Source organism: Pseudomonas oplopanacis, from assembly GCF_057128725.1.
Map to the genome: position 1 here is coordinate 165,701 of NZ_JBSKHV010000008.1, position 24,664 is coordinate 190,364.

General features: G+C 58.5%; 21 protein-coding genes. 15 read left to right on the forward strand and 6 right to left on the reverse strand.

What is annotated here, in order from left to right; all coding sequences use genetic code 11:
- Positions 1-205: 205 nt before the first annotated feature.
- Positions 206-979: a class I SAM-dependent methyltransferase gene (locus tag ACWKV5_RS17575; protein ID WP_483842318.1), complete on the reverse strand. Its 774-nt coding sequence runs from the start codon at positions 977-979 to the stop codon at positions 206-208.
- Between the two features lie 158 nt (positions 980-1,137).
- On the opposite strand from ACWKV5_RS17575, the gene ACWKV5_RS17580 reads away from it, so the two are divergent.
- Genes ACWKV5_RS17580 through ACWKV5_RS17590 form a run of 3 tightly spaced genes read left to right on the forward strand, consistent with a single transcriptional unit; the run spans position 1,138 to position 2,997 of the window.
- The gene (locus ACWKV5_RS17580; protein ID WP_483842319.1) at positions 1,138-1,680 is read left to right on the forward strand and encodes a tetratricopeptide repeat protein; all 543 of its coding nucleotides are present in this window, start codon (positions 1,138-1,140) and stop codon (positions 1,678-1,680) included.
- Between the two features lie 55 nt (positions 1,681-1,735).
- A complete protein-coding gene (locus tag ACWKV5_RS17585) occupies positions 1,736-2,233 on the forward strand; it encodes an RNA polymerase sigma factor (RefSeq protein ID WP_081743930.1) in 498 nt (165 codons plus the stop codon).
- Positions 2,230-2,997, forward strand: a complete 768-nt coding sequence (locus ACWKV5_RS17590) for an anti-sigma factor family protein (RefSeq protein WP_483842320.1) — start codon at positions 2,230-2,232, stop codon at positions 2,995-2,997. Before ACWKV5_RS17585 ends, ACWKV5_RS17590 begins: the two co-directional genes overlap by 4 nt.
- Positions 2,998-3,147: 150 nt before the next feature.
- Here the strand turns inward: ACWKV5_RS17590 and ACWKV5_RS17595 are convergent, their stop codons facing one another.
- Both ACWKV5_RS17595 and ACWKV5_RS17600 read right to left on the reverse strand, forming a co-directional pair.
- The gene (locus ACWKV5_RS17595) at positions 3,148-4,449 is read right to left on the reverse strand and encodes an ATP-binding protein (protein WP_483842321.1); all 1,302 of its coding nucleotides are present in this window, start codon (positions 4,447-4,449) and stop codon (positions 3,148-3,150) included.
- A 4-nt stretch (positions 4,450-4,453) separates the two neighbouring features.
- Positions 4,454-5,155 carry a response regulator gene (locus ACWKV5_RS17600; protein ID WP_123431727.1) on the reverse strand — a complete coding sequence of 234 codons (702 nt, stop codon included), beginning with the start codon at positions 5,153-5,155 and terminating at the stop codon, positions 4,454-4,456.
- Between the two features lie 295 nt (positions 5,156-5,450).
- Here ACWKV5_RS17600 and ACWKV5_RS17605 point away from each other — a divergent pair, with 295 nt between their 5' ends.
- The 8 genes from ACWKV5_RS17605 (at position 5,451) to ACWKV5_RS17640 (ending at position 14,052) form a co-directional block, all read left to right on the forward strand.
- Positions 5,451-6,608, forward strand: a complete 1,158-nt coding sequence (locus ACWKV5_RS17605; RefSeq protein WP_483842322.1) for an efflux RND transporter periplasmic adaptor subunit — start codon at positions 5,451-5,453, stop codon at positions 6,606-6,608.
- Between the two features lie 14 nt (positions 6,609-6,622).
- Positions 6,623-9,760: a multidrug efflux RND transporter permease subunit gene (locus ACWKV5_RS17610; RefSeq protein ID WP_483842323.1), complete on the forward strand. Its 3,138-nt coding sequence runs from the start codon at positions 6,623-6,625 to the stop codon at positions 9,758-9,760.
- A gap of 134 nt (positions 9,761-9,894) precedes the next feature.
- The gene (locus ACWKV5_RS17615; RefSeq protein ID WP_483842324.1) at positions 9,895-10,347 is read left to right on the forward strand and encodes a hypothetical protein; all 453 of its coding nucleotides are present in this window, start codon (positions 9,895-9,897) and stop codon (positions 10,345-10,347) included.
- Between the two features lie 177 nt (positions 10,348-10,524).
- On the forward strand, positions 10,525-11,166 hold the full coding sequence (locus ACWKV5_RS17620; protein WP_483842325.1) for a DUF1345 domain-containing protein: 642 nt from the start codon (positions 10,525-10,527) through the stop codon (positions 11,164-11,166).
- A 135-nt stretch (positions 11,167-11,301) separates the two neighbouring features.
- The gene (locus ACWKV5_RS17625) at positions 11,302-11,760 is read left to right on the forward strand and encodes a hypothetical protein (protein WP_483842326.1); all 459 of its coding nucleotides are present in this window, start codon (positions 11,302-11,304) and stop codon (positions 11,758-11,760) included.
- Positions 11,761-11,891: 131 nt separating this feature from the next.
- Positions 11,892-12,731: an AraC family transcriptional regulator gene (locus ACWKV5_RS17630; protein WP_483842327.1), complete on the forward strand. Its 840-nt coding sequence runs from the start codon at positions 11,892-11,894 to the stop codon at positions 12,729-12,731.
- Positions 12,732-12,782: 51 nt separating this feature from the next.
- Complete coding sequence (locus ACWKV5_RS17635; RefSeq protein ID WP_483842328.1) at positions 12,783-13,397, forward strand: LysE family translocator; 615 nt, start codon at positions 12,783-12,785, stop codon at positions 13,395-13,397.
- A 196-nt stretch (positions 13,398-13,593) separates the two neighbouring features.
- Positions 13,594-14,052, forward strand: coding sequence for a hypothetical protein (locus tag ACWKV5_RS17640; RefSeq protein ID WP_483842329.1), 459 nt, complete (start codon positions 13,594-13,596; stop codon positions 14,050-14,052).
- A 56-nt stretch (positions 14,053-14,108) separates the two neighbouring features.
- Here ACWKV5_RS17640 and ACWKV5_RS17645 read toward each other — a convergent pair whose 3' ends face one another.
- From ACWKV5_RS17645 to ACWKV5_RS17655, 3 genes are all read right to left on the reverse strand, one after another.
- Entirely contained in the window at positions 14,109-16,784 is a 2,676-nt protein-coding gene (locus tag ACWKV5_RS17645) for an autotransporter outer membrane beta-barrel domain-containing protein (RefSeq protein ID WP_483842330.1), read from the reverse strand.
- A gap of 252 nt (positions 16,785-17,036) precedes the next feature.
- Entirely contained in the window at positions 17,037-19,136 is a 2,100-nt protein-coding gene (locus ACWKV5_RS17650; protein ID WP_483842331.1) for a hypothetical protein, read from the reverse strand.
- A 166-nt stretch (positions 19,137-19,302) separates the two neighbouring features.
- Positions 19,303-20,109, reverse strand: coding sequence for a hypothetical protein (locus ACWKV5_RS17655; RefSeq protein WP_483842332.1), 807 nt, complete (start codon positions 20,107-20,109; stop codon positions 19,303-19,305).
- A gap of 236 nt (positions 20,110-20,345) precedes the next feature.
- Between ACWKV5_RS17655 and ACWKV5_RS17660 the strand changes: the two genes are divergently transcribed.
- The 4 genes from ACWKV5_RS17660 (at position 20,346) to ACWKV5_RS17675 (ending at position 24,653) form a co-directional block, all read left to right on the forward strand.
- Positions 20,346-21,371 (forward strand): LacI family DNA-binding transcriptional regulator, encoded by a 1,026-nt coding sequence (locus tag ACWKV5_RS17660; protein ID WP_483842333.1) that lies wholly within the window; start codon positions 20,346-20,348, stop codon positions 21,369-21,371.
- Positions 21,372-21,528: 157 nt separating this feature from the next.
- Positions 21,529-22,311 carry a sugar phosphate isomerase/epimerase family protein gene (locus tag ACWKV5_RS17665; protein ID WP_483842334.1) on the forward strand — a complete coding sequence of 261 codons (783 nt, stop codon included), beginning with the start codon at positions 21,529-21,531 and terminating at the stop codon, positions 22,309-22,311.
- Entirely contained in the window at positions 22,304-23,290 is a 987-nt protein-coding gene (locus ACWKV5_RS17670; protein WP_483842335.1) for a sugar kinase, read from the forward strand. Before ACWKV5_RS17665 ends, ACWKV5_RS17670 begins: the two co-directional genes overlap by 8 nt.
- Before the next feature lie 64 nt (positions 23,291-23,354).
- A complete protein-coding gene (locus tag ACWKV5_RS17675; RefSeq protein ID WP_483842336.1) occupies positions 23,355-24,653 on the forward strand; it encodes an MFS transporter in 1,299 nt (432 codons plus the stop codon).
- Positions 24,654-24,664 lie beyond the last annotated feature (11 nt).

Sequence of the window (24,664 nt, forward strand, 5' to 3'; positions counted from 1 at the left end):
TTACCGGGCAAAAAATGAGGTCCGGACTATAACAAGGCATTGAGGGGGGGAGTAAGGCAGTGGTTCGGCCAAAAGCGGGACTGGCTTCAAGTTCTTTGGTGTCCGGGCTGGCCCCTTCGCGAGCAGGCTCGCTCCCACATTGGATTTATGGCGTTCACAAATCCCCTGTGGGAGCGAGCCTGCTCGCGAAGGCCGCACCGCCGATCTAACAGCCCTTCACCGCGACAAACGCCGCCGTCTCATAAGGCACCGTCACCACATCCCGCCCACGCAACGCCGGCTCCCCGGCAATCAACGCCCGAACCTGCTCATCCACCTTCGCCCGCTGCGCCTGCGGCAGCGCCGCAATAAAACTGGTTGAACGCACCCGATTGAAAATCACATCCTCAGGCGCCCCTGTATGACCATGGCTGAAATGCTGCGCCCGCAACGGCCCGAACGCCGGATGAGGAAACGCCCGACGCCAGGCACCGGTGTAATAACGTGGCGTATCACCTTCCAGCGCATTGACGATCGCATCCAGTTTCGGCACCCAACTCACCTTGGTATCGCGCACGTTCCACACCAACCCCAACCGCCCGCCAGGTTTCAGGACTCGGGCAATTTCGGTCAGCGCTTCAGCGCTGGCAAACCAGTGAAAGGCCTGGGCGCAGACCACCACGTCCACGCAGGAATCCGGCAGCGGCAGGTCCATGGCGGTGCCGCTCACCGCCAACACCTCGGGATAGGCCAGGGAGAGTTTTTCCAGCATCTGCGGTACGGGCTCGACGGCAATCACCTGAGCCCCGGTCACCAACAAGCGGCCAGTGAATTTGCCGGTGCCAGCGCCAAGATCGATCACGGTGCTGTCTGCGTTCAAGCCCAGCGTACCGGTCAACCAGTCGGCCACGGCCGGCGGATAGTCCGGGCGGCCGCGAACATAGGTGTCGGCGCCGGTTTTGTATCCCGCCGCTGCAGAATGATGAACGTGGTCTTTCATGGCAGTTCTCCGCTGGACAACGAATGCTGTCGAGCATAGCGCCAAGGTTTAAGCTTTCCTCGTAATGATCGCCAGAAAGAAATGAATAATTGTTCACGCTGCGGTGTTCTTGTATCAGCACCCCGAACGATCGTGGATCAAACCCTGGAGCCTTGCCCATGAACCTGCGTTTTGCTGTTTTCACCGCCCCGCTGCTGCTTGCCGGTTGTCTGACGGCAGCACTGACCAGTTCCCTGGCCCTGGCCCATGGCGACGAAGATGAGCCCGCCAAACCGAACTGCCCGAAAGGCCAGGTCTACGACTCCAGATCGCAAAAATGCCTGAAGCAGACCAGCAGTCTGCTGCCGGATACCGATCGCACCAATTACGCCTATCGTCTGGCCAAGGACGGTCGCTACGAAGAAGCCCTGGCCCTGCTCGATACGCTGAAAGAACCGAACACCGCCAAAGCCTTGAACTATCGCGGCTACGCTACGCGTAAACTGGGGCGCACCGACGAAGGCATCGGTTATTACCTGCAATCGGTCAAACTCGACCCGCAGTATGCGCAAGTGCGCGAGTACCTCGGCGAGGCGTATGTGATCAAAGGCCGGCTGGATCTGGCGCAAGAGCAGTTGCAGCACATCAAATCGATCTGCGGCAGCACCTGCGAGGAATACCAGGACCTGGCTGAAGCGATAAACGATTCATCGAAAACCTGACACCGAATAAACGACGGAGGTCGCTATCGCCAGCGATCAGGCAATACGGGCAGAACTGGGCCAACATCTGGCGCGTTTGTGGCGCTATGGCTTGCTGCTGTCCCGGCAACGGCATGTGGCTGAAGACCTGGTGCAGGCGACCTGCGTGCGGGCGCTGGAGCGTGCCGGACAGTTTGTCCCCGGCACGCGCATGGACCGCTGGCTGCTGAGCATTCTGCATTCGATCTGGCTCAACGAAGTGCGCGCGCGACGGGTGCGTCAGGGGCAAGGATTGGTAGACGCAGAAAGCCAGTTATCGTTTGACGGCGAGCACGCGGCGCAAACCCATGTGCGCGCGGCTCAAGTGATCCGGCGTGTCGACGCGTTGCCCGAAGCCCAGCGCGAAACGGTGTACCTGGCGTACGTCGAAGGTTTGTCGTACCGCGAAGTCGCCGAGGTCCTGCAAGTACCCGTCGGGACGGTCATGAGCCGGCTCGCCGCGGCACGTGTGAAACTGGCCGAATATCCACCGCTGCACGCTGTACCGAACCCTTCCTCGGGAGAACGTCGATGAACGACCGCGCCACACCCTCAGACGAGCAACTCGTGGCCTACCTCGACGACCAGCTCGATGCCGAGCAACGCGCCCGCATCGACACGGCCATCACCGAGGATTCGACGCTCAACCTGCGCCTGCAATGGCTGGCCCGCAGCAGCCTGCCGTTCAAGGACGCGTTTGCCCAATTGTCGCAACAGGCGCCCATGGATCGTTTGCAGTCCATGCTCGACACCTTGCCATCGCCGGAACGCCCGTCGATGGATCGTCGCTGGTTTCTGGCGGCCGCGGCCGGGTTGGTGGCCAGCAGCGTGCTGGCGGACCGCTTGTTCCTCGGCTGGCAATTGAGCCAGGAAAAGCACAATTGGCGCGGGTTGGTGGCGGATTACATGGCCCTCTACGTGCCAGAAACCCTGGAGCACTTGCCCAGCGATGAAGCCACCCAGCTTGCGCAACTGCGCTCCATCGATACGCGCCTGGGCCTGAACCTTGCGCCCGCGAAGCTGACCTTGCCGCGCTCTGAGTTCAAGCGCGCGCAAATCCTCGAATACGATGGTGTGCCGATTGCCCAGATCACCTACCTGGACCCGGCGAATGGTCCGATGGCGCTGTGCGTCACGCTTTCCAATAGCGGCAGCCGGCACTTCGCCCGTGAGCGTCGGCACGGCATGAACGTCGTGTATTGGGCGGACATGGAGCACGCGTGGATGCTGATCGGGCACAACCCGGCGGCGGAGCTCGAAGACATGGCGAAGTTATTACGATCCCGGCTCAGTACCTAGTTCTGCGCGTTCCTGTGGCGAGGGAGCTTGCTCCCGCTCGGCTGCGCAGCAGTCGTAAAACCAGCAAACACGGTTTAACAGGCAGAACGCAAGGGGCCGCTTCGCTGCCCAGCGGGAGCAAGCTCCCTCGCCACAACGGTCGGTGCTGGATCAGGGTTGGGTGGGCAGCCATAACCGGAAACGTGCGCCGCCCAGTGGCGATGGCTCAACCGTCAACGTGCCGCCCTGCGCTTCAAGCGCCCGACGGCTGATCGCCAGCCCCAAACCAAACCCGCCCGTGGCCCTGTCCCGGCTGCGGTCCAGTCGATAGAACGGCTCGAAAATCCGCTCCCGCTCGTCATCCGGAATGCCGATCCCGTCGTCATCCACCCAGATCTCACAGCCCTTCGCACACACCTGCACGCCAACCTGAATGCGTTTTTCGCAATAACGCATGGCGTTGCGCAGCAGGTTCTGGATCGCGCGGGCGGTCAGGCGCGGGTCGAGCGTGAAGCGTTCAAGTTGGCCGTGAAGCAGCACATCCATGACGATGTGCGGCGATTCCAGCTCTTCATCAACGCTGCCCAGAATGCTGTCGATAAACTCGTCCAGCGCCACTTCAACCTGCTCCGGCAGTTGCGCCGGGTTTTGCAGGCGGCTGTAGGACAGCAATTCCAGGACCAATTCATCCAGCTCACGGATGTGCGCGACCAACCCTTGCAAGCGCTCGCGACTGGTCACGGGCAAGTCATCGGACAGTGCCAGCGCCAGGCCGAAATCCAGGCGGGTCAGCGGCGTGCGCAGTTCGTGAGAGACAGCGTTAAGCAAGTCGCGCTGCTGATTCAGCAGGTTTTCGATGTCGCCGGCCATGGTGTCGAAGACATTGGCCAGGCTGCCGATGTTGGAGTGCCGGGAAATCCGTGTGCGTTCGCTCAGGTGGCCTTTGCCGAAACGCTCGGCGGTGCCTTTGAGTCGCTCCAGGTCGCGCCAGTGCGGACGCAGCCACAGTAGCAGGCAGGCGAGCATGGTCGCCCCGATCAGCACGTTGATACTCCAGTACAACAGGCTGACGTCCATCGGGTCCGGCGGCACGATCATCTGCACCACCGTCTCCGCGTTCAGCGGCGCCACAGCCAGTGTGCGCCAGCCCCAATCGCCGATGCGCACCACGTTTTCGCCGCTTTGCAGGCGTTCGCGCTCGTACAAAGTGAAGTCGGGGTCGTCATTGCGCGTCAACGCGATGTGCAGCGGGGCGAAATCCTTGTCCATCTCGACCGCCAGCGCCGGCCACTGCGCTTCGGGCACGGCGTGGAACTGTTTGACGATGAGGGTTTGCAAGCCGCGCGAATAGTCGAGGTTGTAAGTGACGAAGCGCTCGTGGAAGACCTTGATCACCAGGTCCGGCACCAGGTAAATCGCCGCGCTGAACGAGACGATGGTCACCAGATACAGGCGAAACAGAATTCTGAACATCGTCTCAGCATTCCCACTCGGAACGGCTGAACAGGTAGCCCTTGCCCCATACCGTCTTGATCTTGCGCGCCTCGCCCGCGTGGTCGTCGAACTTGCGCCGCAACTTGGAAATCGCCACGTCCACCGAACGGTCGGTGCCGTTGAATTCGATACCGCGCAGGCGCTGCAGGATCTGGTCGCGGCTGAGCACCTCGCCGGCATGCCGGGCAAGCACCACCAGCAGGTTGTACTCGCCGCTGGACAGTTCGACCAGTTGCTCACGCCAGGTCACGGTGCGCTCGGACAGATCGATGCACAGGTTGCCCATGAGGATGCGGTCGTTGGCGGTCTGTGGTTCGCCAAGGCTGCTGCGGCGCAACAAGGTGCGCACGCGGGCTAGCAGGACGCGGGGCTCGCAGGGCTTGGTGACATAATCGTCGGCGCCCATTTCCAGGCCCAGCACTTGATCGTGGCTGTCATCGCGGGCGGTGAGCATCAGGATCGGCAGCGTCGCCGAATCCGCCCGCAGCAAGCGGCAGACTTGTAGGCCGTCGAGGCCCGGCAGCATCAGGTCGAGGATCACCAGGTCCGGCGGATTGACCCGCGCGCGTTCACGCACGTGGTCGCCACGGCTGATCACGCTGACCGAATAGCCGTTGCGTTCCAGGTAGCTGGCGATCAGTTCGGAGAGCGCGGAGTCGTCTTCGACCAGGAGGATGTTGGGCATGGGTGTTTCCAGAAAGTGCTGTGGCGACTGGTAGATTGCTTTCGCGAGCAGGCTCGCTCCCACAAGGGATCTGGAGTGGACGCAGATTGTGTGAACACCCTCAATCAACTGTGGGAGCGAGCCTGCTCGCGAAAGCGGTCTACCCGTCGCAAAAAGTTTCAAGCTGCAAAGGATATACGCCCTCACCCCCGCCTGAGTAAAACCCTTACACAATTTCACACAGCACCAACAAAGCTTCACCGCTACCCTCCTCCGCTCCCCGTAGGATGCGGGTGGTCATTATTGGGGTAATTGCATGTCAAAGAATCTGTTCGCCACGCTCGGCCTGCTCGCACTGGCGCTGACGCTGAGCGCCTGTGACAAGTCCTCCACCGCCGAAGAACAGGCGCCGTTGGCCACCGTGCGCATCGAAACCATCGAAGCCCGCCCCCTGTCGATCACCAGCGAATTGAGCGGGCGGATTGCTGCGCCACGGATCGCCGAGGTTCGCGCCCGCGTCGCTGGCGTCGTGTTGCAACGCACCTTCAACGAAGGCAGCGATGTAAAAAAAGGCGACGTGCTGTTCCGTATCGATCCGGCCCCCTTCAAGGCTGACCTGGACAGCGCAGAGGCGGCGTTGCGCAAGGCCGAGGCCAATGCATTCCAGGCTCGACTGCAGGAACAGCGCTATGCCCAGTTGATCGAAGGCAACGCCATCAGCGGCCAGGATTACGACAATGCGCGGGCCAATACCCGGCAAACTGCGGCCGATGTTGCCGCCAACAAAGCCGCCGTGGAACGGGCGAAACTGAACCTCGGTTATGCCACCGTCACCGCACCGATTTCCGGTCGAGTCGGCCGCGCGCTGGTGACCGAAGGCGCGCTGGTCGGGCAGAACGAAACCACGCCACTGGCGCTGATCCAGCAGCTCAATCCGATCCATGCCGACCTGACCCAGTCGACCCGCGAACTCAACGACCTGCGCCGCGCCTTCCGCTCCGGCCAGTTGCAGCAAGTCGGCCAGGGCCAGGCCAAAGCCACGTTGATCCAGGACGATGGCAGCCTCTACCCGCTGCCGGGCAAGCTGTTGTTCACCGACATCACCGTCGACCCGGGCACTGGCCAGATCATCCTGCGCAGCGAATTCCCCAACCCGGACCTCGACTTGCTGCCCGGCAGTTTCGTGCGGGTTCGTCTGGAGCAGGCGGTGAACCAGCAAGGCATCAGCGTGCCGCAAAGGGCGATCCAACGCGACAGCGCGGGCATTGCTCATGTGTTGCTGCTGGACGCCGGGCAGCGCGTCGGCCTGCAACCGGTTGAACTGGGCGCGGTGCAGGACGATCGCTGGATCGTCACCGGCGGCCTCAAGCCTGGCGACCGCATCGTCACCGAAGGCCTGCAACACGCACGCCCCGGTGAGCAGGTGCAGATCGACAGTTCCCCTCTTCCACTTGCCCAGGTTTCTGGTCAGTAAGCAGGACGCTTTTTATGCCGCAGTTCTTTATTGATCGCCCGGTGTTTGCCTGGGTGGTTGCGTTGTTCATCCTGCTGGCCGGTGCATTGGCCATTCCGCAGTTGCCGGTGGCGCAATACCCCGACGTTGCACCGCCGCAAATTGAAATTTACGCCCAGTACCCGGGCGCTTCGGCGCAGACCGTGGACGAGAGCGTGGTCAGCCTGATCGAGGAAGAACTCAACGGCGCCGACCATTTGCTGTACTTCGAGTCGCAAAGCAGCCTCGGCAGCGCCACCATCAAGGCGACTTTCCAGCCGGGCACTGACCCGGAAATGGCTCAGGTCGATGTGCAAAACCGCCTGAAAGTCGTGGAATCACGGCTGCCACAAGCGGTCATTCAGCAAGGCCTGCAAGTCGAGAAAGTTTCCGCCGGTTTCCTGCTGCTGGTCACCCTCACCTCCAGCGACGGTAAACTTGATGACGTAGCGCTCAGCGATTACCTGGCGCGCAACGTGATGAACGAGATCAAGCGCCTGGACGGTGTCGGCAAGGCGCAGTTGTATGGCGCCGAACGGGCGATGCGCATCTGGATCGACCCGCAGAAGTTGATCGGTTTCAACCTGACCCCGGCGGACGTCAACGCCGCCATCGTCGCGCAGAACGCCCAGGTCTCCGCTGGCAGCATCGGCGACTTGCCGACCCGCACCACGCAGGAAATCACCGCGACCATTCTGGTCAAAGGCCAGTTGTCGACGCCGGAAGAATTTGCCGACATCGTGCTCAAGGCCAATCCCGACGGATCCACCGTGCGCATCGGCGATGTCGCGCGGGTCGAGATCGGTAGCCAGGAATACAACTTCTCCACCCGCCTGAACGGCAAGCCATCGACCGCCGTCAGCGTGCAACTGGCCCCGGGCGCCAATGCCCTGAGCACCGCCACGCTAGTGCGCGCGAAGATGGATGAACTGGCGCGCTACTTCCCGGCCGGTGTGGAATACAAGATCCCGTACGACACCTCGCCTTTCGTCAAAGTCTCGATCACCAAAGTGGTTTACACCCTCGGCGAGGCGATGCTGCTGGTGTTTGCGGTGATGTTCCTGTTCCTGCAAAACATTCGCTACACGCTGATCCCGACGCTGGTGGTGCCGGTCGCGTTGATGGGCACGTTTGCAACCATGCTGGCGCTGGGCTTCTCGATCAACGTATTGACCATGTTCGGCATGGTGCTGGCCATCGGTATTCTGGTGGACGACGCCATTGTGGTGGTGGAGAACGTCGAACGGATCATGGCCACTGAAGGCCTGTCGCCCAAGGAGGCGACGCGCAAGGCGATGACGCAGATCACCGGGGCAATCATCGGCATTACGCTGGTGCTGGTGGCGGTGTTCATTCCGATGGCGTTCATGCAGGGCTCGGTCGGGGTGATTTACCAGCAGTTCTCGTTGTCGATGGCCACGTCGATCCTGTTCTCGGCATTCCTTGCGCTGACGCTGACCCCGGCGCTGTGTGCGACGCTGCTCAAGCCCATCGCCAAGGGTGAGCATCACGAAAAAACCGGCTTTTTTGGCTGGTTCAACCGTGGCTTTGAACGCTTGACCGAGCGCTATCAAGGCTGGGTCGCCTATGCGTTGAAACGCACCGGCCGATACCTGCTGATCTACGGTGTGTTGCTGATCGGTCTGGGCGTGTGTTTCAGTCGTCTACCCTCCTCGTTCCTGCCGGTTGAGGATCAGGGTTACACCATCACCGACATTCAGCTGCCACCGGGCGCGAGCAAGAACCGCACGGTGCAGGTGGTTGAGCAGATTGAAGCGCATAACGCCACTGAACCGGGCATCGGCGACAGCACGATCATTCTCGGCTTCAGTTTTTCCGGCAGCGGGCAGAACGCGGCGCTGGCATTTTCCACGCTCAAGGATTGGTCTGTACGCGGCAGTGACGACTCGGCGAGTTCGATTGCCGACCGGGCCAACATCGCGCTGAGTGAGATCAAGGACGCCGTAGTGTTCTCGGTTTTGCCGCCACCGGTTGACGGCCTTGGCACCTCCAGCGGTTTCGAGTTCCGTTTGCAGGACCGCGGCGGCCTCGGCCATGCCACGCTGATGCAGGCGCGCAGTGAACTGCTCGCAGCGGCTGAGAAGAGCCCGATCCTGATGAACGTTCGCGAAAGCGCCTTGGCCGAGGCACCGCAAGTGCAACTGGAGGTCGACCGCAAGCAAGCCAACGCGCTGGGCGTGTCCTTCGCCGACATCGGCAACGTGCTGTCCACGGCCGTCGGTTCGGCGTACATCAACGACTTCCCCAATCAGGGGCGGATGCAACGGGTGGTGGTGCAGGCCGAAGGTGATCAGCGCAGTCAGGTGGCTGATCTGCTGAAAATGCACGTACGCAACAGCAACGGAAAAATGGTGCCCCTGTCGGCCTTCGTCCAGGCCAAATGGACCCAGGGCCCGGCGCAACTGACGCGCTACAACGGTTACCCGGCGATTGCCATTTCCGGTGAGCCGTCGCCGGGGCACAGCACCGGGGAAGCCATGGCGGAAATCGAGCGCCTGGTGGCGCAAGGGCCGGCGGGATTGGGGCAGGAATGGACCGGGTTGTCGCTGCAGGAACGCTTGTCCGGCAGTCAGGCGCCAATTCTGCTCGGCCTGTCGCTGCTGATCGTGTTTCTGTGCCTGGCGGCGCTGTATGAGAGCTGGTCGATTCCGACGTCGGTGCTGCTGGTGGTGCCGCTTGGCGTGCTCGGTGCGGTATTGGCCGTGACCTTTCGCGGCATGCCCAATGATGTGTTCTTCAAGGTCGGACTGATCACCATCATCGGCCTGTCGGCGAAAAACGCGATTCTGATCATCGAGTTCGCCAAGAGCCTGTATGACGAGGGGCATGACCTGATCGACGCCACCCTGCAAGCCGCACGGTTGCGGTTGCGACCGATTGTGATGACGTCGTTGGCGTTCATTCTGGGCGTGGTGCCCCTGGCGATTGCCACGGGCGCCAGCTCGGCGAGCCAGCAGGCAATTGGCACCGGAGTGATTGGCGGGATGATTACGGCGACGTTGGCGGTGGTGTTTGTGCCGGTGTTTTTTGTGGTGGTGATGAAGCTGGTGAGTAAGCGGCACGGCAAAACCGGAACCCCTGAAACACCCCTCGCGGCCCAGGAGTCGACATAACTCTTCGGCATAAAAAATCCGGGCTTAAACCTGTCAGAAGTGACAGTAGAATTTGTGCCACACAGGTATTAGGTTGGAACCTCACACACCCGCAGTGATTTTCAACCTGATGCCAGATGGCAGGAGCCGAAAAAATGAATATGCCGAACAGAAATGCTACAGAAAGAACCTTTACAGCGAAAGTTGCGGTAGAAGGAAAAAACCACCCATTCGACGCTCAAACCGTCTCCATTAGAGGTCCCGGCAGCGAATGGCTAATCAGCGCTGAGTATCGAACGGGTGATCTGTTGCTATCACTTGATTTAGTCATAAACAAAGCAGAGCTCCCGAGTGACGGGACACTCACACCATTCGAACTCAATCCGGCCAACAGCGGGAAGGCCTATGGAAGATGCGGGTATTTCAAAGATGAAGGTGATTCTTATGACATGCTGTCGACCAGCGGTTTGCTTCAGATTTCCTTCAATAAATCAACCGATAAGATGACCGGCGATTTTAATTTTGACGCGGCCGGCGGTGATCAAGTATCAAGCATCACTGATGCAAGGTTTTCGCTAAGTGGACTTGCCCAGTCGATTCAAGCTTAAGATTGAAGTCGACGACGGCAAAATGAAAATCAGTACAAAAAAAACTACGTAGCAATATTTGAACGTCAGCGGCTCCGTCCAGTATTCAAGACTCGCTGACGTACTTTCACTGTAAGCCTTACACAACTCCACCTGCCTGAGCTAAGGTGCATCGACACGCCGTCATCGTGAGTGTCCATGCCTTTTCTCGCCCATACCCACCCTCGCCTGTCAGCCGCAACCACCCTCGGTATCGCGGCAGGTATTCTGGTCCCCGCCGACTCGGTCATCAGCAAGATCCTCATCGGCTGGAATGCCGGGGTCTGGACTTACCTGATCCTCATTCTGTGGCTCGCCACCCGCGCCAAGGCGCCGGACGTGAAGCGCATTGCCGAGATCGAGGACGAAAACGCCGGATTGGTGCTGTTTATGGTGTGCATCGCCGCCATCGCCAGCCTGGCGACCATCACCTTCGAACTGGCCGGCAGCAAGGAACTGGAAACGACCTCCAAACTGCTCCACTACGCGTTCACGGCACTGACTGTGATGGGTTCATGGCTGCTGATCGGGGTGATTTTCTGTGTGCACTATGCCCGTCTGTTCTACACCTGGAACGGCAAAGACCCGGCCCTACGCTTCGCCGAAGGCCTGGAAACCCCCAATTACTGGGACTTCCTGTATTTCTCGTTCACCATCAGCGTGGCGGTGCAGACCTCGGATGTCGGCGTGGCGACCCGGGGCATGCGCAAGATTGTATTGGCGCAGTCGCTGATCGGTTTTCTGTTCAACACGGCGATTCTCGGCTTTTCGATCAACATCGCAGCGGGGCTATTTGGTTGATTAATCTTGAAACGCGATTACGGAGCATTTCTTTATACCTGTCATCTTTGACAGTTTCGCTGCAATAGTCTTTGACTTATGTTGGGCATACAGGAATTCCTTTCCTGCCGAATCCATTGGCCAAGGAGCAACACCATGCCTACTAAACAACCTCAAGGATCGACACTCTCAGCCACCGCCATTGCCCAGGTGAACGAAAACACGCTCAGTGCAGATTTGAAAGGCGGCATCAGCGATAAATTCAAGTCTGACAGCGTTGCTGTCAAGCTCATTGATCAGCATTTGGAACTCGTTGCAGTTCAGACGGTTTGGGAACTGCTTCCACCCAAACAACACAAAATTGTCCTCCGTATCAAGGAAAGCCTTAAGGCCGGGAACCATTCATTCGGCACCGATAATGATGAGATTGTCGCCACGTACTTCACACCGAATCAGGCCCCTGAGGTTTTTAAAGCGATCAGAGGCACGCTTGATCTCGAATTTGACCCGACAGAAGATCTTTTTGTAGGTAGTCTGACTTTCGAAGCTGTAGGCATAGGCAGTCCCGATAAAATGGTATCGGTGGAAAATGGTCAGTTCGTTTGGCGTAAGTAACATCAGTCGGTGCCATACCGCCGGTAGCCCCAAAAACTCGTTGGGACTACCGGGGGCGCACAAACCTTCTAGACACCCGCCCCCCATCCCGCGCTAACCTGCCAGGGTCATACACTTTCTTTCAGGTGCTCATGGCCCCTCACAACTGGATCGACCTGGCCCAGGATGCCGACACCGGCATCGAGACCCTGCGCGCGCATTTCGAAGGCCACGCTTACGATCCGCACTGGCACGACAGCTATCTGGTGGGCGTGACCGAGCAAGGCGTCCAGCAATTCAATTGCCGGCGTACCCGCCACCAAAGCACGCCGGGCAAGGTGTTTTTGCTCGAACCAGGCGACATCCACGACGGCGAAGCGCCAACCGAGGATGGCTTCACCTATCGCATGCTGTACCTCGATCCACAGTGGCTCAGGCGCGAACTGAGTGCGGTATTCGAAACTGCCCCCGACAACAGTCAATTGAGTTTCGCCAACACACTGGCCAGCGACGCACGACTGGCCCACGCCACCAGCCTCGCCTTCCAGACCCTGCATGGCGGCGAACTGAAGATCGTGCGCCAGACCGCCCTCGACGGGTTGCTTGAACGCCTGACCAGCCACCTGCACTGGCGCACCCGTTATGCCCAAGACCCGCGCCTGCCGCTGGTTGCGCAAAAAGCCCGGGAGTACTTGCACGCCAACGCCCGATTCGACATCGGTCTCGATCAGGTGGCGGCGGCAACCGGTGTCGACCGATTCCGCCTGACCCGCGCGTTCAAAGCAGCCTACGGCATGGCGCCCCATGCGTACCTGGTGCAACTGCGCCTGGCCACTGCCCGACGCCTGTTGGCCCGTGGCGAACAGCCGGCGACGGTGGCGATGGAACTGGGTTTTGCCGATCAGAGCCATCTGGGGCGCTGGTTTGTGCGGGCGTATGGCATGACGCCGGCCATGTACCGCAAGCGCTGCTCAAATCTTCCAGACGCGTGAGGCCGACTTTGTGAGGATCAGCTCCTGAGATCATTCACGGAGCCCATTGTCATGTCGTCCACTTTCCCCACGTTGTTGCCGTTTGTGCTGTTCGCTTTTGTCGCGTCCATCACGCCGGGACCGACCAACATTCTGGTGCTGAGCAACAGCGCCCGGTATGGCTTCAAGGCGACTTTGCCGATCATTTTCGGTGCGTGCACCAGTGCCGCGCTGGTTGTATTGCTGGTAGGCAGCGGTTTCGGGCAAGCCTTGAACGCTCATCCCCTTATAGAAACATCCCTGCGATGGGCCGGCATTGTCTGGCTCAGTTACCTGGCGTGGCAGATTTTTCGTTCGCCGCCAGACAGAATCGATCCACAGTCCACGTCCGGCACGCCTCGACTCGGATTATGGAGCGCGGCCGGGCTCCAATGGATAAACCCAAAGACCTGGATGATGGCGTTGGCCGTGGTCGGTGTTTTTTCCGGGAGCAGTGCAGGAAAAATGCTGCAAGTGATGCAATTGTCGCTGGTGTTCTTTTTGGTATCACTGCCGTGTGTGGGGGGCTGGGCGATAGTGGGGGCGAAGTCTGGCAAATTGTTGCGCTCACCCGCCGCGCAAACGTATTTCAATAGAGGGATGAGCGTGTTGTTGCTATGTGCTGTCTGGTTGCCGGTCACGGTATAGAGAAGAGCGCGACAAGGACCTGCCAGCAGACATCTTGCGCCATGGTTTCGTCATTAATTTCACGAATGCCAGCCCTTGTAAACTGTCAACAATGACAGTTTACAACCTACCCCCTAACGGGCTTTTATAGTTCATCCAGGATTAGGGCCGAGCATGGCCTTTGGATACCTTACTTAACGTAACGGAGACCGAATCCATGAGCGCTTCAATCCAACGTACCAGCTTTGCAGAGGGCAACTATGTCACTGCCGCCGTTTTTGCAACTCACAAAGAAATTCCGGCATTTGTCGCTACTTCCCGACTCATCGACAAGCTTAAAGCAGGCCTCAATAAAATTGACACCGTCAAGATTACTGCCGTTGAACGGCCAACCCCAAAAACAAGAGCTAAAAGCTCGCCTGTTCGAGAAATCCATATGTGCGTACCCGGCGATTTCGAAACGGGTGTGCATTCACTGAAAACTCGCGCAGACGTGAGCTTTAGCTTCAAAGACGAAGACGGCACTATTTACGAAGGTGATTCGGGCGAAATCAAACTGGAGCTAGCGTCAGGGGAAAACGTCAAAGGCTCCTTCAATGTCAACCTCGAACTGCCAAATACTGACGGTGAGACCTTTATTCTCAAAGGTAACTTTCAAGTACTAAAAGCAGGATAGTTCACAGTGCTATCAATAAAAAAGGGAAGCCAGCGCTTCCCTTTTTTACGTCACACTTAGAACGAGTAATGAGCCCCCATGTTCACACCATAGTCTTTGGTGACATTGTCACCTTTACTGGTTTCCAATTCTGCATGGAGTTGCCAGCGATTGTTCAATGTCCATGAACCACCGGCCCCGACTTCGAGCCGGTTGCCCGACAGGTCATTGTTAAACTTGTTGTTGTTGACTCGCACTTCGTTATTGTTCACGAATTCACGAACAACGGCTGTCCGAATACGCGGTTGCAAAACGCTCCCGTTGGCCAGTGTCATGGCGCGCCCCAGCGTCACACCCGCCTTGCCCAGCAGCGAACGCGTGGTGTCGGCATCAACATTCAAACCGTTGTCCAGATTGAAATTCTTGCCTTGCACGGCGGCGCCCTGCCACTGGGTAAACACTTCTGCGTAATACCCGTCGCTGATGTCGATGTGCTTGCCAAGCTCGCCGGACACACTCGCACCCAAGTTGTTGTAATGACCTTTGGTTTGACTGCCATCACTCATCGATACTTTGGCATCGTTGCGGAAATGATTAAGTTTGGCCACGGTATCCAGGTAATAACCGCTATTGCCCAGCCACGTGCCATAGAGGCCAAGGGACGTGCTATCGATTTCACCGGCGCTGCCGCGACTCAAATCGAGGTTTGACTTGCTGTAGCCGGCAAACACGCCCAGTAATACCTGCTCGCCTGCAATCTGTACGGGGGTGTCGACCCCCATCGAAAGCCCGTACTGGTTCTGGCTGTAACCATCGCCGTAAGCGTTGTTGCTGATGCTGTATCGACTACCAAAAGAACGAACCCAAGTCCCTGTTTGCACCTCAAGTTTGCGCAGATCCCCCATCCGGTTGCTCAATAATACCATCTCGCCCCAGCCCACTGTCGGCGCTGCGGCGTTAATTGCCAGGGCGGTGCGGGTCGGCGTGCTGACGACTGTTTTATCGGGTTGCAGGTACCAGTCATCACCTTCCTTGGCCAAGCGGTAAGTGAATGCACCCACGTCGACCCGATCGTTGACCAGGCCATACTGAGCACTGCCTGCGACGCTCTGCACGACCTTGATCGACGAGTCATTGACCGGTTCAAGGCCTGTACTGGTCACCAGTAACTGATGATTGCCGGCTGCGCTGCCGGTGACATTCAACAGGTCGCTGACACCCCTGTTGAAATCCGTACCCATCTCGAACGTACCGCTGCCTGCCAGGTTGGCCACGTTCAGCTGGAAGTAGTCCTGATTCCCGCCAAAGCGTACTCGCCCGCCATTATTGAGCGTGAGGTTGTTAACTGACTGGCTGTCAGTCATTTGCCACAGCGCACTATTGCCGATCGAGAAATTGGCGACATTGTTCACCTGACCGGTCAGGCTGGCGCCGTTGCTTAATGTCAGATCGGCAATGCTGTCAGCGGCAGCGTTGACATTCCCGGTCATCACGCTCTGGTTGCTGATCGTGGCATGGGCCACGTCCTGCAAATTGCCGGTGAACGTCGAGGCGTTATCGATCACTACGCTCGCGGCGCCCACTACGTTGCCATTCATCACGCTCCGGTTGTTGATTGTTGCATTGGCCACATTTTGCAGATTGCCGTTGAGCGTAGACGCGTTGTCGATCACCACGCTCGCGCCGTCCACCACGTTGCCCGTCACCACGCTCTGGTGGTCGATTCTTGCATTGGTCACATTTTGCAGATTGCCGTTCAGCGTAGATGCGTTGTCGATGACCACGCTGGAGGCGCCCAACACGTTGCCGGTCATCCGCGCCTGATTGTTGAGTGTTGCAGAGGTCACGTTCTGTAAATCACCCACCAATGACGCATTGTTTTGCAACGTGACGTCGGCTGAACTACCCGCGGCGACCACCACACTGCCGGTCAAGTCGCTGTTATCAACCAGAAAATTGGCCGACGCGCCCGGGCGGACTTCCAGCACCGTGTTGTTACCGGAAGCCAGGGTCGAGCGATTGCGTACCTGGATGTTGGCCACGGTTGGAAAGTTCGGCGCATTGATGCCGACCACAATGGCCGAGCCGGTCTTGCCTTCCACCCGAGTACTGTCCAGGACGATCGTCGTAGGAATGACCGTCGTTGCCAGAGTGTCAGTGCCCACGGTCACGCCGTTGAGCCCCCCGGTAATCGTGCTACCGCTGGCCACCAATGACCCCTCAAGCACGCGAACCCCGAAGCTGTTGGCACCGGTGCCTTCGACGGTCGAGTTCTGGATGTTGATGTCACTGAAACGGTTGCCCGCGATACCCCCTTGGAAACCTCGAACAACAGACCGGTCACGCAGGGTGACCTTGGAACCGCCGACGCTTGCGACACCGCGTACAGCCGATATCCCCATTCCGGTGGCACTGGTCACCGTTGAGTTGCTCAGCGTGGCGCTGGCGTTTGTCAGGGTAATCCCGTGGACAAAACCACCTGTTCCGTCGGTGGTCGTGCTCGAGTTGCTCAGGTTGACTGTCCCACCCGGTGCACTGGTGATACCTAGCGTTGTAGCTCCGGAGCCGAGCAGTGCGGCGTTGGTTTGAAGTTGCCAGGTCTCAACGGGGGTAGTGGCGTCGATGGACTGGCTGGTGCCCGTAGGGACGGTGGCAGCCTGAATCAGTGATGAATTCAACATCAAGGACATAAACGATAATGTCCAGATGCCGATTGATGTTTGGGGTAATGGAAGTTGCGACTTTGACGACATAGTTGAGCCCTACTCGATAGCATTCCGTCAGGAACAAGTCTCCGACTCAAACGGTGCACGAGCCGGACTAAAACGGCCGCCAGACTACGGTTTACCTACCCAGTGATATGTAGGACAAATCTTTGTGTGCGTACGACTTATCCATTTTTGATGTGCGAGGCTCCGTATCTGGACGTACAACACTTCGCTTCCACTGATGGAGACGACAACTAGTGCCGCCTCCAACAGTAAGAAGTTTTACTTGAAGCTCAGTTAAGGAGTTTCAGGACGCTCTTGCTCGCAATACACCAGGCTCGAGTTCAACAGCGCCACAGGCACAACGGTCTCGGACACAACCCCGTTGACGGTGTAAGCGATCCGCGCATAGCGGGTAGCAGGACGTTGACCCGGAACAGTGCTTGGCAACTGGATCGTCCTGATCGCTGTGTAGTTCGTGAGCCTGAACTCCAGGTCACCCGTCGCCGGCATCGGCAATGAAGCGGTAATCAGCGTGCCTGGGATGGAAGGCCCGCCCACCGCGTTGGTTGTCCGCCCTTCAAAATTCAGATTGACCATGGCACCCGTCGGGATGTTGATATCGCGACGGATCCTGATCCGCAACTGGCGCGGCTGATAAGGCGGCATCGCGCCATTCGCCACCGTCGGGTGGTTGAGGCTTGGGCAGTTGATGCTGGTCACAACACGCTCCGGCACCACAGTGGTTGCCGTTCTGAAGGCAGAGACGATAATTTGTGCAACCGGCAGATTGATCACAATCGCAGTCACATCGACTTTGGTGGTGGTCAGCTGTTTCATCACGTTGTCGCTGCCAGGGTATTCGACGGTCACGTAAGCCTCTCGGGCATTAGCGCCAATACCGTTCCCTTCAGCCAGAATCGTCGCCCACGGCAAGCTGGTGGTGACGGTTGTATCGCCAGCACGCACGGGGATCGGACCACCCACCAGTTTGCCCTGGTAGTAGAACTTGACGATTTCACGGCCAGTGACCGGTCGATTCGGGTCGGTCCATACAGGCCAGTTCATGGCAGCCGCGTTGCCTGCTTGAGCTGGGCCAAGGGTGTTGGGGGTTGGTGGCGGTGTGCCGGCGCCCTGGACCACAACCGGCGGAAGGTTTGGGTTTTCCAGTTCAGGCAGGTTGGGTTGTTCTGGACCTGCGTACGACAAGTTGGCCACGTCAAAGATCGACGGCGAAACGGGATTGACCGGAATAGTCGGGCGACTCAGTTCATACCAACACTCGAACTCCACCTCCTCGGCCCCGTTCGCATCTCCAAAGACCTGAGCCCAGACGTCGTAGTCCACGTCGAACAACAGTGGGCCGGTGCCAGTGGCTGGAATTGATTGCTCCGGCAACATAATAGGCGCACCCGCCTGGTCGGAGGTGATGTACGGGATAATCCGGTCATCGGGTAACGAATTAAGTGGAAATTTAATTTCAATGGTCACTTTGTTCGGTGCTGTGAGCGACACAAAGGTGATCGGCGTACGACCAAGGATTGTTGGCGGAGCAAGTTCGGGCGCAGGTGTCTTGACCCTTCTGAATGCGTTAGTGATGTTAGCGTTATTGCTGATGTTGCCCGCCAGGTCGGTGAGGTTGTAGGAAGAAAAGTAGGAGCCCTCAGCCAAGGCACTCAGATACGCTAGCGGAATGTTAATCACGCCACTCACCGGCAGAGGAAAGTCGGAAACGGCTGCCCCTTCACCTTGCATCAATGGAAAGGTAGTTTGCCTAGAGAGGTAAAAGTTGATCTTGTCGTCCGCTTCATATTTTGTGTAGCTGGTAGGAGTGATCAGGCTCAGGCCACGTGCGTTGGCGGGGTCGTTCAACCAGGCGTCGTCAATGACGGCAGGCACGCCTGTCAGCGCTACGGACGTCGGCCGTGTGCCCGTGCCGTTGCCTCGGCCGGGTTGCGGTTGGTAAGGTGCAGTCAAGTCGACCAGGACTTCGGCGAATGTAGTCGAGGTATCGACGTTCCCAAAGGCATCGTAAATGAAGAAAGCCATTTCGTAAGACGCATACTCACCGTTCGTATCAAACTTATCAATCAGCACGGTGGTGGCAATATCGAAATCAATCGGAAATGACCAGTCCCCCCCGGTCTGTTCGTCTTTGTTCTTGGTAAGTACTACATAAGTTGGGTCAAACTCGACGGGGGTTACACCTTTCGGAAACACCATGAGTTCAATTTTGGCCGCGCCGTCTGGGCTTTTATCGTCAATATCGGCTAATTGCACCGTTATTTGATTATCTACCCTAAGTTGCTGATAAGTCAGGCGACCATCCGGCAATTGGCCGACAATGGTGGGTGGTAAAGCCAGAGTTCCGCCACCTGTTTTAACTTGCATATTCATTTTCGTACTCTCCATCGATGAGTTAATCATTGACACGCACACGTAATTGCCCGATGGAGAACCGCGCGACTGCTGGCTGCATGCTCCGATAATCTGGCATTGACGTCTTTAAGATTAAAACGCTGTTAAACGTTAAACACTTGCAGCTTGCTGCTCTTTCAATGCTTCACGGACCACAGAAAGTTGTACTCCCTGAAATAACACGATCGATCTTGACGAGCCCTACAGCGGACCTTCCCATTGGAATGCCATTTCGATAAATTGAGTAACTAACCAATGCTGAACCCAGCCCATTTATTGGCTTGATAAGTCTGGCGTACCGTTTGAGAACAAAGTCGAAACCATTGGCCGCTTGTTGAGCCGTCAACGTCTTGGTGAAACGCGTGGCTGTGTTCGGGATGGCGCCGAGTCCATTCAAACTCCTGAAGGACTCCCAATCCAGGAAACACTGATCGCCGAGTTTGAATTTGCCCGCTTGTGGTGGAATTCGAACCCGAATTTCCTCCCACATGGGCGGGACCGTCTTGCAATTGAAGTACCCCCACAATGTGGCGTTGGGGAACACCAGCTCCAACAAATTGATCGGTATTTGAACCTTCAAGGTGAATCGTTGTGGCAACGCTGAGTCCTCGTTGCCAGTGTCTCCCGATGTCACCCGGTACCGCAGGCTGATCTCGCCTGGGCGTTGCAGGTATTGGGCCGGCAGATGGAACCGTGCAGGAATGGTGACCGGGACAGGAAATCGATTGCTGTAGAAAAGCGTTTCAAGCGCAACGCCCGGTTCCTTTACCCAGATTTCCAGTAAATCGCTATTCCCGACCACAACGGATGGCGCGTCCCAAAGGGGGATGTTCAGATTCACACCTTTGGTTGCTGCATCACCTGGCAACTGCGCCGTGGGGTCATTTGGATCTACCCCGTCCACCGTGAAAGCTCGGGCGAACACACCAATTCCCGCATTTGTCGACGCCATCTGCTGTTCTCCGGTTCAGAATGATCGGGTGAACCCTGAAGAAATTAGACCCGCTTATCCGCTGGGCGCCTACTGTCAGATCTGACAGGTATTGCGACCGTTTATCGGAATACCAGCCTTCCTTGCACTGTGCTCAGGCACGACCTGCTTGACGAAAGGCCATTAATGGAGTTTCCTGAAACCGGTTTCAGTGGCAAGTACCTGAACCTGTCAACTCCAATAAAAAGGTCGTCCCCTTGAACGATTTCTCCGCCGCCCAGCGCAGCCGCGTCACCATGCTCGACGTTGCCGAACACGCCGGCGTCTCCAAGGCCAGCGTCTCGCGCTTCATCGGCGACGACCGCGCCCTGCTCTCCGATGCCACCGCCCTGCGCATCGAGCAGGCAATTGCCCAACTCGGCTACCGCCCCAACCAGATGGCCCGCGGTCTGAAGCGCGGACGGACCCGCCTGATCGGCATGCTGGTGGCCGATATCCGTAACCCTTATTCGATTGCCGTGATGCACGGCGTGGAAACCGCCTGCCGTCAGCACGGCTACAGCCTGGTGGTGTGCAACACCGATCGCGATGATGAGCAGGAACGTCAGCACCTGGCGTTGCTGCGCTCGTACAACATCGAAGGCTTGATCGTGAACACTTTGGGCCATCACCGCGATGAACTGCGCGAACTGCATCGCGAGATGCCGATGGTGCTGGTGGATCGCAAAGTCGAGCAGCTTGAGAGTGACCTGGTCGGGCTGGATAACCCGGCAGCGGTGGAAATGGCCCTCGCCCATTTGCAGGAGCGGGGTTATCGCGATTTGCTGATGGTGACTGAGCCGTTTGACGGCACCAGTTCCCGGATCGAGCGGGTCAGCAGCTTCAAGGCGCAGATTGAGCAGCGTCCGGCGCTTAAAGGTGCCGTGGTTGAAACCGGCAGCGAGCTGACCTCGTATCTGAAAACCTTCTTGAACACTCCCGGCCCCGGCCCGAAAGCGTTGTTTTGTGCCAATGGCATTGCGGCGTTGGCCAGTACCCATTCGTTGCGCGAATTGCAGTGCAATTTGTTTGCGGATGTAGGGTTGATTGCGCTGGATGACCTGGATTGGTATCCGTTGGTGGGCAGTGGGATTACCGCCCTGGCGCAGCCGACGGCGGAGATTGGCGCGAGTGCGTTTGAGTGTCTGCTCAAGCGGTTGCGTGGGGATGTCGGGGCGGTGCGGACGCTGGATTTTTCGGCGCAGCTGATCGTGCGAGGGTCGACTCTTGGGAATCTTCGGTGAATGTTACGGCCCCTTCGCGAGCAGGCTCGCTCCCACATTGGAATGCGTTCATCTGTGGGAGCGAGCCTGCTCGCGAAGAGGCCCTGAAGAACACCGCATCTTTCAGCCATGCATTTTTTTGAACAAAAATGAAACCGGTTTCAGAGGTATAAAAACAATGAACACACCACCCGTTTCCATCAGCCTGTCCAGCTACGGCGCGGACCTTGTGCGCCAACGCGGCCAGGGCAGTTTTATCAACGTGTTGGCCGCTGCCGGCGCTACGCGAATTGAATGGCGCGAAGAGTTGCTGACCGATGAAAACCCGCTGCAACTGGCCGACAACAGCCACGCCCAAGGGCTGGAAAGCATCTACTCATCGCCGATGGAGCTGTGGCTGGCCGGTCAGTCAAAACCCAATCCTGAACTGACCGCCACCCTCGAGCGTGCCCAAGCGTTCGGCGCCAAATGGCTGAAAGTCTCCCTGGGTTACTTCACCGACAACAATGATCTTCAGGCACTCAGCCGCGTCCTCGCCCGGAGCCCGATACAGGTGCTGGTGGAAAACGACCAGACCTTGCAAGGCGGCCGTATCGAACCCTTTCAACGCTTTTTTACCCAGGTCGAACACCACAATCTGCCAATCAAGATGACCTTCGACATCGGCAACTGGCACTGGCAGGACCAGTCCGCCGCCAGCGCCGCACGGTTGCTCGGTCGGCATGTCGGTTACGTGCACTGCAAAGCCGTGACCCGCCGGGCCGACGGAAAACTGGTTGCGATCCCGCCAACCGCCCATGACGTGCATGAGTGGGAACACCTGCTGCGGCACATGGCCCAAGGTGTGATGCGGGCGGCGGAATACCCGCTGCAAGGCGATGACCTGGTGCAACTGACCACCGAACACGTCGCCGCCCTCGCCCGCCTTGGCCAATCCCGGTTGGAGAACGCTCATGTCTGAGTTCGATATCCTCTCGTTCGGCGAAACCATGGCGATGTTTGTCGCCGAACACAGCGGTGATCTGGCAGAGGTTGGCCAGTTCCACAAACGCATTGCCGGAGCGGACAGCAACGTCGCGATTGGCCTTTCACGGCTCGGCTTCAACGTGGCGTGGTTGAGTCGCGTGGGCGCTGACTCATTGGGCCGATTTGTCGTCGATACGCTGCGCAACGAAGGCCTGGACTGCAGCAACGTCGCCATCGACCCGGCGCACCCGACCGGTTTTCAGCTCAAGTCCCGCACTGGCGATGGCAGCGATCCGGCAGTCGAGTATTTCCGGCGTGGTTCGGCCGCCAGTCACTTGTCAGTGCAATCGATCTCCCCGTCATTGCTCGACTCCCGGCACTTGCACGCCACCGGCATTCCACCGGCGCTGTCTGCGTCTGCCCGGGAAATGTCCTTTGAACTGATGACCCGCATGCGCAATGCCGGACGCAGTGTGTCGTTCGACCCTAACTTGCGCCCGAGCCTGTGGGCCAGCGAGCAACTGATGATCACCGAGATTAACCGCCTCGCCGCCCTCGCGCATTGGGTGTTGCCGGGGTTGAGTGAAGGTCGCTTGCTGACCGGGTTTGAAGACCCGGCGGACATCGCGGCGTTTTATCTGGACCTGGGTGTTGAAGCTGTGGCGATCAAACTCGGCCCGCATGGCGCCTATTACCGCACGCCACTGGATCAGGGGTTTGTCGCGGGCGTACCGGTGCAAACCGTGGTGGATACGGTGGGCGCTGGCGATGGCTTCGCGGTCGGGATGATCAGCGCGTTGTTGGAGAACCATAGCGTTGCCGAGGCGGTGCGGCGGGCCAACTGGATTGGCAGTCGTGCGGTGCAGAGTCGGGGGGATATGGAGGGTCTGCCGACCCGGCTGGAATTATCTGCTGAATTTGAGGGCCTCTTCGCGAGCAGGCTCGCTCCCACAGGGGATTTGTGTCTGACCTAGTTCCAAGTCACTGAAGATGTAACTACCTGCTGCGACAAAAACAACAAGCTCAGGAGCACCGCCCATGAAAACCGCCTCACTCGCCACCCGCCGCTGGTGGTACATCATGCCCATCGTATTCATCACCTACAGCCTGGCGTATCTGGATCGCGCCAACTATGGCTTCGCCGCCGCCTCGGGCATGGCCGCCGACCTGATGATCACGCCGGGCCTGTCGTCGATGCTCGGCGCGCTGTTCTTCCTCGGTTACTTTTTCTTCCAGGTGCCGGGCGCGATCTACGCGCAGAAACACAGCGTCAAGAAGCTGATTTTCGTCAGCCTGATCCTCTGGGGCGGGCTCGCAACACTCACCGGGATCGTCTCCAACGCCTACTGGCTGGTCGTCATCCGCTTCATGCTCGGCGTGGTCGAAGCCGCTGTCATGCCGGCGATGCTGGTCTATTTGTGCCACTGGTTCACCCGTGCCGAACGCTCGCGGGCCAACACGTTCCTGATCCTCGGCAACCCGGTGACCATGCTCTGGATGTCGGTGGTGTCGGGCTATCTGGTGCAGCATTTCAGCTGGCGCTGGATGTTCATCATCGAAGGTTTGCCGGCAGTGCTGTGGGCGTTTATCTGGTGGCGCCTGGCGGATGATCGTCCGGCGCAGGCCAAGTGGCTCAGCGAACAAGAGAAGCAGGACCTGGAAAGCGCCCTCGCCGCCGAACAGGTCGGGATCAAAGCGGTGAAGAACTACGCCGAAGCCTTTCGTTCGCCGAAGGTGATCATCCTGGCGCTGCAGTTTTTCTGCTGGAGCATTGGCGTCTACGGCTTCGTGCTGTGGCTGCCGTCAATCCTCAAGGCCGGCGCGCAGATGGACATGATCGAGGCCGGCTGGCTGTCGGCGTTGCCGTATCTGGCAGCGGTGATCGGCATGCTGCTGGTGTCTTGGGGCTCGGACAAATTGCAGAAGCGCAAACGCTTCGTCTGGCCGCCGCTGCTGATCGCCTCGATTGCGTTCTACGGTTCCTACGCCTTGGGCGCCGAACATTTCTGGTGGTCCTACACCTTGCTGGTGATCGCCGGCGCCTGCATGTACGCGCCGTACGGGCCGTTTTTCGCCATTGTCCCGGAGATCCTCCCGGCCAACGTCGCGGGCGGTGCCATGGCGCTGATCAACAGCATGGGCGCGCTCGGCTCATTTGGCGGCTCGTACCTGGTCGGCTACCTGAACAGTTCCACCGGATCACCCGGCGCTTCGTATTTGCTGATGAGCGGTGCGTTGATGCTGTCCGTGGTACTGACGATTTTCCTCAAGCCCGGCGCCAGTGATCGCGTCGTGGCCAAGGCTGCTGCGCCACGGCCAGCGGCTGCTCACCCTTGATTTGACGTTGA